Source organism: Streptomyces sp. NPDC033131 (assembly GCF_055578365.1).
On sequence record NZ_JBVIPA010000010.1, the window covers coordinates 22,893 to 37,462 of the forward strand.

At 68.1% G+C, this 14,570-nt stretch carries 12 protein-coding genes and 2 pseudogenes; 7 read left to right on the plus strand and 7 right to left on the minus strand.

What is annotated here, in order from left to right:
* The first annotated feature begins 57 nt into the window (after positions 1-57).
* Complete coding sequence (locus tag ACZ5XS_RS15095; RefSeq protein WP_468651323.1) at positions 58-372, plus strand: DUF6069 family protein; 315 nt, start codon at positions 58-60, stop codon at positions 370-372.
* A gap of 52 nt (positions 373-424) precedes the next feature.
* Here the strand turns inward: ACZ5XS_RS15095 and ACZ5XS_RS15100 are convergent, their stop codons facing one another.
* Together ACZ5XS_RS15100 and ACZ5XS_RS15105 are read right to left on the minus strand one after the other, a co-directional pair.
* A complete protein-coding gene (locus ACZ5XS_RS15100) occupies positions 425-577 on the minus strand; it encodes a hypothetical protein (protein ID WP_468651693.1) in 153 nt (50 codons plus the stop codon).
* 85 nt (positions 578-662) lie between these two features.
* Positions 663-752: pseudogene (locus ACZ5XS_RS15105) on the minus strand (IS3 family transposase); the annotation flags it as partial.
* Positions 753-1,216: 464 nt separating this feature from the next.
* Between ACZ5XS_RS15105 and ACZ5XS_RS15110 the strand changes: the two are divergent.
* On the plus strand, positions 1,217-3,283 hold the full coding sequence (locus tag ACZ5XS_RS15110) for an ATP-binding SpoIIE family protein phosphatase (RefSeq protein ID WP_468651325.1): 2,067 nt from the start codon (positions 1,217-1,219) through the stop codon (positions 3,281-3,283).
* Between the two features lie 310 nt (positions 3,284-3,593).
* On the opposite strand, the gene ACZ5XS_RS15115 is transcribed toward ACZ5XS_RS15110, so the two are convergent.
* A complete protein-coding gene (locus ACZ5XS_RS15115) occupies positions 3,594-3,938 on the minus strand; it encodes an SbtR family transcriptional regulator (protein WP_468651327.1) in 345 nt (114 codons plus the stop codon).
* Between the two features lie 515 nt (positions 3,939-4,453).
* Positions 4,454-5,356 carry a DUF3626 domain-containing protein gene (locus ACZ5XS_RS15120; RefSeq protein WP_468651679.1) on the minus strand — a complete coding sequence of 301 codons (903 nt, stop codon included), beginning with the start codon at positions 5,354-5,356 and terminating at the stop codon, positions 4,454-4,456.
* 81 nt (positions 5,357-5,437) lie between these two features.
* Between ACZ5XS_RS15120 and ACZ5XS_RS15125 the strand changes: the two genes are divergently transcribed.
* A complete protein-coding gene (locus ACZ5XS_RS15125; RefSeq protein ID WP_468651695.1) occupies positions 5,438-5,869 on the plus strand; it encodes a hypothetical protein in 432 nt (143 codons plus the stop codon).
* Here the strand turns inward: ACZ5XS_RS15125 and ACZ5XS_RS15130 are convergent.
* Positions 5,770-5,976, minus strand: coding sequence for a hypothetical protein (locus ACZ5XS_RS15130; RefSeq protein WP_468651329.1), 207 nt, complete (start codon positions 5,974-5,976; stop codon positions 5,770-5,772). The genes ACZ5XS_RS15125 and ACZ5XS_RS15130 overlap by 100 nt on opposite strands.
* Positions 5,977-6,032: 56 nt before the next feature.
* A complete protein-coding gene (locus tag ACZ5XS_RS15135) occupies positions 6,033-7,100 on the minus strand; it encodes an ArsR/SmtB family transcription factor (RefSeq protein WP_468651331.1) in 1,068 nt (355 codons plus the stop codon).
* A gap of 197 nt (positions 7,101-7,297) precedes the next feature.
* Here ACZ5XS_RS15135 and ACZ5XS_RS15140 point away from each other — a divergent pair, with 197 nt between their 5' ends.
* Genes ACZ5XS_RS15140 through ACZ5XS_RS15150 form a run of 3 tightly spaced genes read left to right on the plus strand, consistent with a single transcriptional unit; the run spans position 7,298 to position 12,061 of the window.
* Positions 7,298-9,085 (plus strand): CocE/NonD family hydrolase, encoded by a 1,788-nt coding sequence (locus tag ACZ5XS_RS15140; protein WP_468651333.1) that lies wholly within the window; start codon positions 7,298-7,300, stop codon positions 9,083-9,085.
* Positions 9,082-10,413, plus strand: coding sequence for a CapA family protein (locus ACZ5XS_RS15145; RefSeq protein ID WP_468651335.1), 1,332 nt, complete (start codon positions 9,082-9,084; stop codon positions 10,411-10,413). The genes ACZ5XS_RS15140 and ACZ5XS_RS15145 overlap by 4 nt, the downstream gene beginning before the upstream one ends.
* A gap of 25 nt (positions 10,414-10,438) precedes the next feature.
* Positions 10,439-12,061 (plus strand): AbgT family transporter, encoded by a 1,623-nt coding sequence (locus ACZ5XS_RS15150; protein WP_468651337.1) that lies wholly within the window; start codon positions 10,439-10,441, stop codon positions 12,059-12,061.
* 298 nt (positions 12,062-12,359) lie between these two features.
* Here the strand turns inward: ACZ5XS_RS15150 and ACZ5XS_RS15155 are convergent.
* Positions 12,360-12,745, minus strand: a pseudogene (locus ACZ5XS_RS15155) (replication-relaxation family protein); the annotation flags it as partial.
* 808 nt (positions 12,746-13,553) lie between these two features.
* On the opposite strand from ACZ5XS_RS15155, the gene ACZ5XS_RS15160 reads away from it, so the two are divergent.
* A complete protein-coding gene (locus ACZ5XS_RS15160) occupies positions 13,554-14,414 on the plus strand; it encodes a squalene/phytoene synthase family protein (RefSeq protein WP_468651339.1) in 861 nt (286 codons plus the stop codon).
* Positions 14,415-14,570 lie beyond the last annotated feature (156 nt).

Genomic DNA, 14,570 nt, shown 5'->3' on the forward strand with positions numbered 1-14,570 from the left:
TGTACGTGCTCCTGAACGCCGAGCCCGACCTGGCCGTCGTACGGTGCCGCCGGTGGCATGGTGCGAGCACGCCTGGAGGGAGCTCTCCCGCTCACCGGTCGCCGGCGACTGGGACAGGCGCGACGACGCGTCCCCGGACGACCTGACGGCGGCCATCCGCGTGCTGGCAGCCGCAGTTGCCGTGATCACCCCGAACGCCTGCTCCGCCGACTCGTCCCCTCGGTCGTCGTCATCTCCTTCGTTCCAGACCTTTTCCAGTTCGGCGAGGGCAAGGCGACTGGTGTGGCGGCGCTGCTGGTGATGCACGTCGTGGTAGCGGCGATCGCGGTGCAGGCGTATCGCAGAGTCATGCCAGTGGACTCGGTGCGATGACCTGAACGAACACGCTGACGATGCGGATGACTGCGGATTCTCTGGCTCTGCTTCAGGCGTGTCGTGGCTTGAACGATGTGTATTGCGTGCCGTGGGCGGCATGGTGGACGAGTTGGGCGGGGGCGACCTCCCGGCTGGTCAGCACGTACTCGAGTGAGGTGAGGACCAGGTCGGCGTCCGCGTGGGCGGACGTCTTCCAGGCCACGTGTCGTGAAGTCGCGTTGCACCAGGTCACGGGCGAGGTCGGCGTCCGGGTCGCGGCGGGTGAAGCCCTTGCTCCTGCGGGGGCTGATCCCGGCCAGGCCGGCCTGGCGCATGAGCCGATCGACCCGCTTGCGGCCGACGCGAACTCCATGGCGGCCCTGGTCGGCGTCGACCATGGGTGCCGGGTCAGTCGTCGACCTCGTACTGGAGAGGACGCGGTTGTCGGCTGGACTGGGGGAGCCGTCGCAGTAGCGGCCGGCGGCCCTACTGTTCGCACACACCGTTCTGGTGGGCGTCTCACCGGTGACGCGAGGCAGCACGCGATCCGCTCCCTGTCCTTCCCCGGCAAGGGGCGAGGCCTGCTGAGCAGTAGTGACGGTCTTGCGGCTAATGTGATGACATGTGCGAGTTTCATGAGGGAGGTTCCACCACCGCCTCCGCTGCGCGCGGGTGAGCGGGGGGCGCGGTGACGGCTGAGAAGGCTGGGCACTCGAGCGACGCAGAGCGGCCTGAACGGCTGCCGATCGGCTCCCTGACGGCCCCGGGCGAAGACGCTTGGGGGGACGGAGCGTGGGGCACGGAGACGCTGGCACTCGTGCTCCGGCAGGCGACGACGTGCTTGGGTGGCTCGGGTGCCCTGGTGCACAGACACGACCGAGCCGCAGGTCGGCTGCGCCTGGTCGCGGCCAGTGGGCTTGCCCGGGCCGGCGCGGGTGAGTGGGTGTATCTGTCCGACGAGCAGAACGTGGTGCCCGCAGACGCCCTACGCCATGGTGGCTTCGTGTGCGTTGCCGGAGACAGCCTGGGCACCGGCGCGGGCGGTACGGTCGCAGTACCCTTGCCCGGCGCCGATGGACCGGTCGGTGTGTTGTCCGTGCTCATGCCAGGGCCCGGCGAGCCGGATGAGGCGCAACGCTCCCTGCTCCGCGCGTTGGCGGCGTGGGCCGGCGCACGCCTGGGCGGCGGCCCCGGTCGGTCGGCCGGTCCGGACCCGATGGCCGCGACCGAGCGGTCGGTGCGCATGGGTGAGCTGACCGCAGCGCTCGCCGAGGCGGCCACCTCCCGTGACGTCGTGGAGGCCGTCGCCGAGTTCGTCATGCCTCCCTTCGGTGCCGACGGGGTGGTGTTTCAGCTCCTGGAAGGCAGCCGTCTGCGGGTCGTCGGCGCTGTCGGATACTCGCAGGAGTTCCTCGGCCAGATCGACGGGATCCCGCTCACCGCCGATGCCGCCGTCGAGAACATGATGCGCACCCGTGCTCCCGGGTTCATCGGATCAAGAGTCGAGCTGGCGGCGCGCTATCCGACGCTGACCAAGCTGAACGAGGCGTCGCCGAAGGAAGCGTGGGCGTTTCTGCCCATGCTGGCGTCCGGACGCGCCATCGGCTTGTGTGTGGTGTCCTTCAGCGAGACCCATGTCTTCACCGACGACGAGCGCGCCTTGCTGACGGCGTTGAGCGGTCTGGTCGGTCAGTCGCTCGAGCGGGCCCGCCTGTACGACGTGGAGCACGCCCGAGCCCAGGAACTGCAGCGTGGCCTGCTGCCCCGGACGCTGCCACGCCTGCCCGCCGCCAGCGCCGCCGCCCGGTACCTGCCCGCGGGCCGCGGTGAAGAGGTGGGCGGTGACTGGTACGACGTGATTCCGCTGTCGGCCGACCGGGTCGTCATGGTGATCGGCGACGTCATGGGGCACGGCATCAGCGAGGCGGCCACCATGGGCCGACTGCGCACCGCAGTACGCACGCTCGCCGACCTGGAGATGCCCCCCGACGAGCTGCTCAGCCGCCTCAACGACCTGGTCTCCGACCTCGGCGAGGACTTCTACGCCACGTGCCTGTGCGCCGTCTTCGACCCTGTGGCGCGCACCTGCTCGTACTCCCTGGCAGGTCACCCGCCGCCGCTCGTCGTCCACCCCGATGGCACCGTCCACAGTCCCGATGTGGCCCCCGACCCGCCACTGGGCGCGGCCACGCCGCCCTTCGAGACTCACCAGCTGAATCTGCCCGATGACTGCCTTCTCGTCCTGTTCACAGACGGGCTCGTCGAATCCGCAACCCGGGACGTCGACCAGGGGCTGGCTCAACTGCGGGGGGTCCTCTCCCGGGCCGTGGTGGACACCGCCTGCTTCCAGGCCACCGATGAGGGCGACAAGATCCGGGGGTTGGACGAGTTGTGCGACAGGGTCGTGTCGGCTCTGCTGCCCGACCACGAGCAGACGACGGATGACGCCGGCCTGCTCATCGTCCGTACCCGGTGCGCCGCTGCCCGCGATGTCGCCTCCTGCGCTCTCCCGAACGATCCCCGGGCTGCCGGACAGGCCCGGGAGTATGTGCGCGATCAGCTCGACGCGTGGGGGCTCGGTGATCTCGTGCTCACCACCGAGCTACTGGTGAGCGAGCTGGTCGGCAACATCGTCCGGCATGCCAAGGGGCCCATCCGCCTCCGCCTGCTGCGCAGCCGCTCCCTGACCTGTGAGGTCTACGACGGGAGCCTGACCACCCCCCGCATCCGTCACGCCAGCTACACCGACGAGGGAGGACGCGGCCTGCAACTCGTCGCCGCCCTGTCCCGGCGCTGGGGCGCCCGCTATCTCGACGACGGCAAATGCATCTGGACGGAGCAGGACCTACCGCCCACGCAGAACTCCGCAGAACGCGGGCACCCAGGCGTTCAGGCCGTACCGCAGCATCCCCCCATGCCGGGTGCGTGACCGGAGCCCCGCCTCGACGGGCTCGTGGTGACACCGTCGAAGCACTTGTCGCGCCCTTCGGGGGCAGCACGCAGAAGATCTACGTGTCGCTGGGAACGGACGCGGCCGACGTCCTGCCGAAGAACGACGAGCGTCGCCGGTTTCTCGGCGACACCCGAGCCGGTGGGACGTTCCACGCCTGCCTGACCGCATGCGCTGCGAGAACGTCGGCGGGTGACCGCGGGTGTCGCGCGGCCACTCGTTCCGGCCGCTGCGGCGACATGGCCGGTCTGATGGCGGGGGTCTGGTCGATCCGCGTCACCGGATGACGTCACGTCATGGTCTGGTCGAACTCGTCCTCGTCGAGTGCGCGGTGGGGCAGAGGGCTGGGGCGGTCGCGGTCGTGGCGCAGGCCGTCCAGGAGGAGGACCTGGTAGCGCCTCCACAGCTCGGGGGCGATGGTTCGGCTGTGCTCGGTGACGGCTCCGAGCATGAGCTGGATGAGGGGGAAGTCGGTGGGTTCGATGTCGTCGCGGAGCCGGCCGGCCTGCTGGGCGCGCACCATGACGGCGGTAACCGTGGGGGCGAGGCGGACCCGTGCGACAGCGTGGGTCTTTCCGCGGGCGCCTTGCAGGAGGACTTCCCTCAGTCCGCGGTTCTCGGCGAAGTCCTGCATGACGTCACCCCGAACCAAAAATCTCAGTAGCCGGAGTCCTCATGCGCTGGTGGCGGTGCCACCGCACCGGTCTGCAAGTCGGCGTGTCCGGCCCGTAGCCCACTGGGCTGGACACGCGCTGCCGCCGTTCAGGCTCCGCCGGCGAGGCGGGCGCAGCCGCCTCGCCGCTGGCACTCGCTCCACCTGGAAAGCCCGAACCGTGCGACGACGCCGGGGCCCGCACCCCTGCCCGCGCTCTGCGCATCAGACTTGTCCACCGGGGCCCACTAAACGCGCCAGTCACACGTGGGCCTTACGCAGCGCGGCGGTCTCCAACTGCTCCAGGACGTCCGCGACGTTCTGGCCGTCCTCGGTGAGGATCTCCTCGACGAAGCGGACTCTCCGCCCGCGGCATCAGCCTGCTGCGGCCCTCCTACCGCAACCGAGGCATCCCACGGCCCGCAGAAGCCCTGCACCTGGCGGCAGCTGCCGCCTCAGCCCGGAACAAATCCCACAGTCCCTCTGGGACCAGCCCCTCAACGAAGGCCATCGAGTACAGCCCCCTCCATCGGTGCCGGAGCCACCAATCTTTCCGTGGCCTTCCGGGGAGCCCCGAATCGCGCCAGGCAGTGCCACACCTTCTTGACCGCCTGGGGGTCATAGAGGCCGACGCGTGCGGAGTCCCCGATGATCCGAGGATCGAGCATGCCGTCGACCGCGATCCGCGTGCCCAAGTCGACGTATTCCTGGCCGCGGTAGTCGGGGTGACGTCGGAGTTCTTCAACCCCGAGTCGGAAGCCGGGGTGCCACTCCACCGGGCAGCCAAGACGCAGAGCCGCGTCCTCGACCGTCGTGCCTCGGTAGCAGGGGTCCAGCACCAGCGCCTCCACATCGCATTGCAGCTGGACCGACGCGTGCACCTGCGCCTCGATGTAATCGTCAAGCTCGTCCTGACGATCGGCGCAAGCAAGCTCGATAAGCCCCATGCGGGCCGCGACACCGAAATCCGACGGTTCGAGGAAACTGTCCGGGTAGCAGAACGTGCTCCGCGTCAGCGTCTGGGCCGTCAGCCGGAAGTGGGCCGAGCCGAATCGCGGTGCCCCGCCGACCGGCTTGCGGCGGAAGTTCAACGCCCCGTAGACGGGCCGCTCATGATCGGTCGCTTCGTCGTACGCCCCGTCGAAGATCCGGCTCTCCCAGCGCCACCGGTCGCCGCCTGGATGCGCGGTCAGACCGCCGTTGCTGGTCCTCGTGACGAACTGCGAGTGGTAGACGCCGCCCTCGGCCATAGCGTCCAGGATCAGCTTGCCGTGCAGCAGACGGTCCGGATGGAAGTTGAGGGTCACCCGCAATGCCGGGTCCATCGGAGGGCCCGACGCCAGTTCCGCGACATGCCGAAGGGCCCGTTCCTGCACTGTCTGGGAGGCGGCAGAGCTCATCAGCACAGTGTTCCCCACCCTGATCAACCGGTGCACGCGGATTGTCCACCGACAGCCCGTTCCAGCGTGACGGAGCGTTGATTGGTCACCATAGTCGCTGTCAGTCAGGCCATGTCGGGGATCGACACGATGGAGCAGGGCCTGTCCCTGAAGGTGGGCAGCAACCCAGGCCCGATCGGTGTCTGCGATCTCGTCGTCGACCCAGGCGAAGGGGCGCCCCGCCGCCCACCAGGCCACGACAGCCTGCTCAAACGCGTGCTGGTCGTCGTCAAGGAGCACGCGAAGAAGGCAATGGCCCGCTCTCAGGGGCCCGGCTATGTCAAGTTGCCGGGCAGCATCTGCCCGCTCGTCAGTGTCCGGCTTGCGCAGGGTCACGGCGGGCCAGTCGCGGGGCACATGACCGCTCACTTCGGTCAGGCAGAGGCACAGCCGTCCATCGCGGCAAGATCCGCCGGATCCGACGTCGAAGTCAGCCTCGAGTACGGCACCCCGTCGCGGATCGTGGGCGCATAGTCGCTTCGCAGCAGCAGACCGATTACCCGCTGCCCGTCCCACAACCTCAACGCCAAGAGCATCCGCTCCGGCGGCGAGGACACCACCTCGGCGGCGCTGTCGAGCACCGTCGGCCTCCTGCTGTATGTGCTCCAAGCGGGAGGAGGATGGTCAGAGTGTCAACTCACCGAACTATGACCCGAAGAAGTTCTACGCCGATGTGCATGAGGTGATTCACATCGACTCGGTGATAGACGTTCCTGCCACTTCTCTCCGACGTCAGGAGTCCGGCCGAGCGGAGTTTCGCGAGATGCCGTGAAACCTGCGGTCGCGTCATGTTCGTGCGACGAGCGAGATCCGATGTCGTGATCGCTTCATTGACCATATGGCGACACAGGCTCAGGCGCGCGGGGTCGGAAAGGATGAGCAACCGCTGGCGTACTTCGTCGATGGAGGGCGGTTGGCGCTGCCATGCCACCGGGTAATGCAGCACGACCGGGAATCCTGGTTCGCCTCGAATGATGAGGTGGGGGCGGCCGTGGATGGTCGGCACGAGGAAGACATGGTTCCCGCGGAGTGGGACATTGAGGTCCTGGAACTTGTCGAAGCGTACGCCTCTGCCGCCCTGAACCACCTGTGCGGCCGGACTCACTGAGGAGATCAGCTCCGCGAGGGGCAGTTTTCGGAGCCTGGAACGTGTCTGCTCGGCCTCGTCGCGCAGGCGGTCGTGAATGCGTTCCCATTCTTCCGCGAAGAACTCCTCGACGGAGTCCTCCAGTATCCGTACCAGGGATTTCCGGAACGCCTCCGGATCGTCGATCAATCTCTTCGCCAACTCGCCTCGGGAAAACGAGCGTGCTTCGCATGCCGTGACGAAGTCGGCCGGTTGGGTGAGTGCTCCGCTCGGGTCGAAGGCTCCGCCCTGGATCGCGTAGGCGGCGGCCTCGACGAACGTGGTCTCGTCGAGTTGCGACAGGCGACCGATCTCCGTCTCGATTTCCGCGTCGAGCGGAGGGCTCAGCGGGAGCATCAGGCGGCAGCGGCGGCGGGCCCAGAGCGGCGCGAATCGCGTCAGCCCATGACGGAATTCCCGTGGAAGGGATTCGCTGATCTTTATCAGCCATGACCGGGAGTCCAGGTGGTGGTCGGGCTCGGCCAGCGAGTGCAAGCAGGCTTGAAGCTCGGAGATCGGTGACGTTCCGATGGTGACGTCCGAACTCTTCGCGCCCCTGAGATCGAGGAGTACTGGCATCCGCTGACTGTAGACGAACAGTTACCGCCCTCGCGGTAACGATCGGGCTCACGCTTCCGCCCGCGACCTAGAGTCCCGGCTCATCAGTGGCACAACGTTGCGAGGGAACGAACGTGGTCGACATTCCGGGGACAGAGAGCCCCTGGCAGGCCGTCCCGGAGCCGGGATCCGGATGGCGCCGGGTGATCCGCCTACCGATGCGCGATGGAACCGAGCTGGTCACGGACGTCTACGCGGCCGACCCGGACCCGGCCCCGCGGCCCGTGCTGCTGGAGCGCACGCCCTACGGCCGCCGGAAGGCGCGCGGCTCGGACGGGGCCTTCGAGTCCTGGAACCCGCCTCCGCCGGAGGCGGTGTGCCGGCGCTTCGTCGAACGCGGCTACCACGTGGTCCGGCAGGACTGCCGTGGCCGTGGTGACTCCGGCGGTGAGTTCGTCAAGTACCTCAACGAAGCCGAGGACGGCTACGACACCGTCGAGTGGATCGCGGCTCAGCCCTGGTGCGACGGTCGGGTGGCCACGATGGGCGTCTCCTACGCGGCCCACGTACAGACCGCGATCGCCTCGCTGGGGGCACCGTCCCTGTCGGCGATGTTCCTCGACTCCGGCGGCTTCGCCAGCGCCTACGAGACCGGGGTCCGGTTGGGCGGAGCCTTCGAGCTCAAGCAGGCGACCTGGGCCTTCGCCAGGGCGCGGACCAGCTCGGCGACCCTGGCCGATCCGGTGCGGAATGCCGCGCTCGGCAGGGAGTCGATCGAGGAGTGGTTCAGGCAGCTGCCGTGGCGGCGCGGGCACTCACCCCTGCGGCACGCTCCGGAGTACGAGGACTATCTGTTCGAGCAGTGGGAGCACGGTCGGTTCGGGCCGTACTGGCAGCAGCTCGGTATCTACGGGCGGGGCCATTTCGACCGTTTTCCCGACGTGCCGAGCCTGCACATCTCCAGCTGGTACGACCCCTACATCCGGACCGCCGTCGAGAACTTCCACGAGCTGGGGGTTCGCAAGACGAGCCCCGCGTATTTGGTTCTCGGTCCCTGGACGCACGGCCGGCGCAGCGTCTCCTACTCCGGGGACGTCGATTTCGGTCCTGAGGCAACCCTGGACGGCAACCTGGCGGCCGACTACGTCGAGTTCCGGGCCCACTGGTTCGACTCGCAGCTCTCCCCGACGCCGTCGACGGACCCGGCAGTCCGCTACTTCAGGATGGGTGGCGGGTCGGGCAGGCGCACCGCGGACGGCCGGATCGACCACGGCGGGCGCTGGGAGGCCAGCTCGGCCTGGCCGCCGCCCGACGCACAGGCCACGGAGTTCTTCCTCACCGCCGACGGGGAACTCACGCCGGAGCCCGGGGCGCTCACCGGGTACCTGGAGTACGACCACGACCCCCGCGATCCGGTGCCGACGATCGGCGGGCAGGTGACGTCCGGCGAACCGGTGATGGTGGGCGGCGCCTTCGACCAGCGCCCCGACGACCGGACGTTCTCCCTGGCGGGGTCGCGGTTGCCGCTCGACGCCCGTCCCGACGTGCTCACCTTCCAGACCGCTGTCCTGGAGCGGGACGTTGTCGTGACCGGCCCCGTCCTGGCCCGGCTCGCGGTCTCCTCCAGCGCGGCCGACACCGACTTCACGGTGAAGCTGATCGATGTCCACCCGCCGATCGACGACTACCCGGCCGGTTTCGCCATGAACCTCACCGACGGCATCCTGCGCTGTCGGTACCGCGACTCATACGAGGAGCCGTCACCGCTCGAACCGGGGCGGGTCTACGACATCACGGTCCAGGCCCCCGACACCGCCAACCTCTTCGCCCGCGGTCACCGGATCCGGATCGACGTCAGTTCCAGCAACTTCCCCCGCTTCGATGTCAACTCCGGCACCGGCGAGGACGAGACCACCGACCGTCGCCGGGTGGTCGCGACGAACCGGGTGTTCGTCGACGGACGCTCCACGATCACCCTGCACCTTCTCCCTGAGGACTCGGCATGAGCAGCGGCAGGAGAATCACCCTCGCCGCGGTCGGCGACCTCGTCCTCGACGACGACGTCCTGACCCCCCGCCTCGAGGCGACCGCGCCCGGTCTCCTCGACGTCCTGCGCGGCGCGGACGTCACGATCGGGAACTTCGAGACGACGGCGATCGACTTCGACCGTTTCCGCGGCTGGCCGGAGGCCGAGCCAGGGGGATCGTGGCTGGTCACCTCGGTCCGTAGCGGAGCTGATGTCCGGGCCATGGGCCTGGACATGGTGTCGAGGGCCAACAATCACGCCACAGACTGGGGGGTGGCCGGCCTGCGCTCCACCAGCGCCGTCCTCGACGAAGCCGGACTCGTCCACGCCGGCGCGGGCGAATCGCTGACCGCCGCACGGGCCCCGCGCTACCTCTCCACCCGCCAAGGGCGGGTCGCGCTCGTGTCGGCGGCGACCCGCTACCAGCCCATGTCGTTGGCCAGTGACCCGTTCGGCATCGTGCCCGCCCGCCCCGGCATCAACGGCCTGCGCACCAGGAAATGGTTCGCCGTCCACCCCGCCGAACTCGCGGTCATGGCCTCGATCCGCGACAGTCTCCCGCCCGAGTCCCTGCACCACACGGCACGCGGCGCGGACGCACGGGACGGCTCCGTGACGCTCCAGGGAACCGCATTCATCTCCTCCGACACCACCGGCGGCCGAGTCGGACCGTACTGGCGGGTCGAGGAGGAGGACACCGCCGCCCTGCGTACCAGCGTGCGGCAGGCCAAACAGAGCGCCGACATCGCCGTGGTCGCCCTCCACACCCACGAACCCGGCAACTACAGCGCCGAGCCGCCCCCCTTCATGCGGGAACTCGCGTACGCGGCCGTCGACGAAGGGGCGGATGTCGTCCTCGGCCACGGTCCGCACCAGTTGCGCGGCATCGAGGTGTACCGCGGCCGTCCGATCTTCTACTCGCTCGGCAACTTCGTCTTCATGCAGAACCGGCAGTTTCCGCTGACCCGCGAGGCGTGGCGGCGCACGGGCCTCGACCCGACCCGCCACACCTCCGTCGAGATGCTCGAACAGAAACGGACCAAGGGGCCCTTCGCCGACCAGGTCTGGTTCGAGAGCGTCGCGGTCACCCTCACCTTCACCCGCTCAGGGCCCCTCGACATCGCCCTGCACCCACTCACCCTCACCTACGACACACCGCACCACTCCGACCGAGGAACGCCTCAGCCGGCGAGCGCCTCCGCAGCGGCGCGAATCCTCGAACGTCTCCGCACGCTGTCGCGCGCGTATGGTACCGAAATCCTCCTTGACCAGGGGAAAGGTGCCCTTCGCATCGACATGCGAACATGACCCTCCGGCAAAGGAAGTCAGAAGCATGATCTCCAGATCTGATCCAGCGCAGTCCGAACCACAGCAGTCCGAACCACAGCAGTCCGAACCACAGCAGCCCGAGCCGCAGCGGTCAGGTCCGGCGCACCCCTCGGGAGGGCTCACTCGCCTCCTCGACAGGGTCGAAAGAGTCGGCAACAGACTGCCTCACCCGTTCTGGCTGTTCTCGATCCTCTTCGGTCTCGTCGCCGTAACCAGCGCGATCATGGCCGCGGCCGATGTCTCCGTCGCGGATCCGGCGACCGGCGACCCGTCTCCGGTCAAAAACGCCCTGTCGGTCGTCGCGATACGCGAGCTGCTCCTGGGGGTCGAGGAGTCGTTCCTGACCTTCGGCCCGCTGGGCACCGTGATCATCATCATGCTCGGCCTCGCGGTCGCCGACCGCTCCGGCATGCTCGAGTCCCTGGCCCGGCATGCCCTGGGCCGGGTGAGCCCCAGCTACGCTGTGTTCGCTGTCTGCCTCGCCGGGGCGCTGTCCAAGTTCCTCTCCTACAGCGCGTACGTCATTCTCATCCCCCTGGCGGCCTTGGTCTTCAAAGCGGTCGGACGATCTCCCATGCTGGGCATGATCGTGGGCTTCCTGTCGATCAACGCCGCCGGTGACGCGAACCCGTTCATCGCTCCCGGCGACGTCATCTTCGCCAAGATCGCCACCCAGGCCGCGCAGACCGTCGACCCGGACACGGTCGTCCGGGCCACCGACAACACGTACTTCACCACCGCCTCCGCGGTTCTCCTCGCGATCGTCCTCACGGTGGTCACCGAGAAGGTCCTGTCCAAACGCGAGCACGAACTCGTCCAGGACGAGGGCGCCACGGGCCCGACCACGGGAACCCGGACCGACACCATTCCCGAGGAGGTCGAGCTGCGCGCGCTGCGCGCCACCGGTGTCGTCGCCGCGGTCTTCCTGGGACTGCTGGCGGTAGGAATGATTCCGGCCGGTTCCCCGCTCCGCGGTGAGAACGGCGCCATCCTCGACTCCACCCTGTTCAACAGCATCGCGGTGGTGCTGAGCGCGTTCTTCCTGGTCATCGGGGCCACCTACGCCTACCGGACCGGCCGGCTCACGAGTTCGGGCGACATACCGAACTTCATGGCGGACGGCCTCAAGTCCGTCGCGCCGCTCCTCGTACTGTTCTTCGCGGTTTCCCAGTTCCTGGCTCTGTTCCAGTGGACCTCGATCAGCACCGTCGTCGCGGTTCGGGGAGCCGAGGTACTGCAGGGGCTGGACGCGCCGATCTTCGTGGTGCTCATGCTGCTCATCGCCGGCATCGCCATGTTGAACCTGCTGATCACCAGTGGGACCGCACTATGGGCGCTCCTCGCTCCCGTGCTCATTCCCATGATGATGCTCATCGGGGCCAACCCCGCGACGGTGATGGCCATCTACCGGATCGCGGATTCCTGTACGAACTCGATCACCCCGATGAGTGCGACGTTCGTCCTCACCGTCGGCTACCTCCAGACGTACCAGAAGAAGGCGGGCATCGGCACTCTGGTGTCCTTCACGCTTCCGGCCGCGATGGCGATGATGGCCGCCTGGATCGCGCTGTTCGCGGTCTGGTACGCCCTCGGGGTGCCGCTGGGCCCCGGGGCGCCGATCCGCTGAACAGGCGACTCACTACAGGAGCCCGCCCTCACGAAGGAACGGTGCGCCTCGATGAAGTCACGGTCGACCGCTGCCTGGCACGCCCGGGACCCATTGGGCCATGCACCATTCACACAGGGGGCTGCCGCCGCTGCCGTACCGTGGAGCGCTGACAGGTGGCGCAGGGGCCGACCAGGCTGCCAAAGCAGGTAAGGGCGGAGTGGTACAGCCCGGCGAGCCTGGCCTGGCCATCCCCAGAGCCAGGCTCACCAGGCTGAACATGTAGGCCCCACCCTCCCGGTCCTCATGGACGACGTCATCACAGATCGGTACACGGGTGGGGCTCGCTCCCTGTCAACGGCACCCACACCGACTCGGACGGATAGTGCTCCTAGACATCCTCCAAGACGCCGGCTCCCAGTTGAACCCCGCAGGCGAGGGCTGCGACGAGCGGGTGCTGAGCGACCATCGCCTGCAGATCGCTGATTCGGTCACCCAGCCTGGCCCGGGATGCGCCGGTAAGCACGAAGAGGACGCGAGGGAAGACCGGGTACCAGCGGAGCCACGTCGGGCAGGTAGATCCAGTGGACGTCGGTCGGCGTCGCCCGACGGGCTGGACTTCGTACTGGAACAGTCTGGCGTTTCGATCAGCTTCACGGCCAGGCGCTCGCTGCCCATGGTGCTGCGAACGACTTCCACGAACGCAAGGCCGAGCTTGATCTGCTCTCGCTCGCGGCGAGTGCGGCCGAGCCGGAACGCATAGCGGTGACGCCGCGGTGGCATACGTTGCGAGCACCGACCGCGACCAGGGCCTCCCGGAAGCCAGAGGACCCGGTTGGCACCAGCCCGCTGCACCGGCGCCCCGAGCGCGATGAGCTGGGCTTCTGCATACTCGCTGGCCCTGCTCCTGGCGCCGGATCTTCTGTGCCGCCCGATCGTGGAAGACGGTGCCGTCGGGCAGGAGTTTGATGGTCCGCGCGGTCGCCCTGCCGGCGTAGACACCGTTCGTAGCCTGGTAGATCCAGCCGTAGTGCCCCGTCATGATCAGGCCGCCGCAAGCGTGCGCCGGGGGACGGGATCGGCGAAGGACACCACACCACACCGCGCACGCCCGGGGCCAGCAGGTCGGCGTGGCGGCGCGCGAGGAATCTGCGCTCCGAGCGCGGCCATCGACGCTGATCACGTCATGTGCAAGGGTCTTGAGTGATCTGGAACTGGTCGTGGGACCGGACGGCAGGGCCAGAAGTCTCAGAGCTGCTCTTTGACCGTTCTGGGTTGAGCGCCAGTGGGTCAGCGCCTGCTACCAGTCTGGAGGCGTGAGCGGCGCTGTATAGCTCGCAGCGGTGCGACGTGTGTGGCCGAAGGCGTGACGGCGGCGTTCTGCGTTCGTTGAAGTGGGTGGACGACGTCGGTGCATGTGCGCTTTTGACCTGCACACTTCTGATGTGAGCGAGGGAAGCCTGTGCGTTCTTGGGGGAACGGTCTGGATGCAGCAGGAGTGGTCGGGCAACGGTTGCGAGCCGACTACGCGCACGTGGCGCGGTTCCTTGTGCGTACCGATCCGGCGGGTTACGCGGCTGTGCGAGTTCTGGCGCCCGCGGAGTCCCAGCCGCATTTGCTCGCTGGTTTCGCGTTCGCGTCGTTCACCGACGATGTGTGTGATTCGGGGGCCATCGAGGAACGCAAGCGGCGTTTCGACCGGTGGGTGGGGCTGGTGCAATCCGGCTTGGACACGGGCCGAGCGGAGCACCCGCTGTTGCGGGCGTTCCTGCACACTTCTGTCGTGGCTGGTCTGCCGAGGCGCTGGGTGGAGTCCTACCTGACGGGTGCGCAGATTGATCTGGCCTTTCCCGGCTTCGTCAACGAGTCCGACTACCAGGCGTACATTGATCAGCTCACCTGGCCCTTCCTCATGCTCACCACGGGCTTGGTGCATCCCGCCGGCGGTGATGAGCAGTTCGCCCAGGCCTGCCGGATGCTCGCCGACGGGTGCCAGCGCACCGACTTCCTCGCCGATCTGGCGGAGGACCTGCGAGGCGGAAACCTCTACCTGCCTACCGATGACCTTCAGCGGCACGGCGTGACGCGCGGCGATCTCGAACAAGGCCGAGACACTCCAGGTGTCCGCGCACTCATCTCAGCAACTGTCGACTCCGCGCATGCCACGCTCAGAGAGGCAAGCCGGATCCTCGACGAGGTTCCGGAGCGCCACCGCCCCCTGATGCGCTGCGTTTTGCGTCTGCACCACCTGAGACTCCAGACCATCGCAGCGATGGGTACCGGGGTAACGCGCGGTCCCGTGCGAAAGCAGCCTGTGGCCTGTCTGCGTCTGCTGGTTCAAGAACGCATGGGCGCCAAAGCGTTGCCTGCGTAGGGGACGGGCCTGGTCGTCGGCGTGCCTGGATGTGCAGACGCGTCTGTCGTCCTGGGGGGGAGCTGCAGGACGATGGTCCTGGCGGACGAAGACGGAAGGCCGCCGCTGGGGCAGGGGGCGTGATCTAGTGCCGCTTCTGTCGTTGACGATGCATGC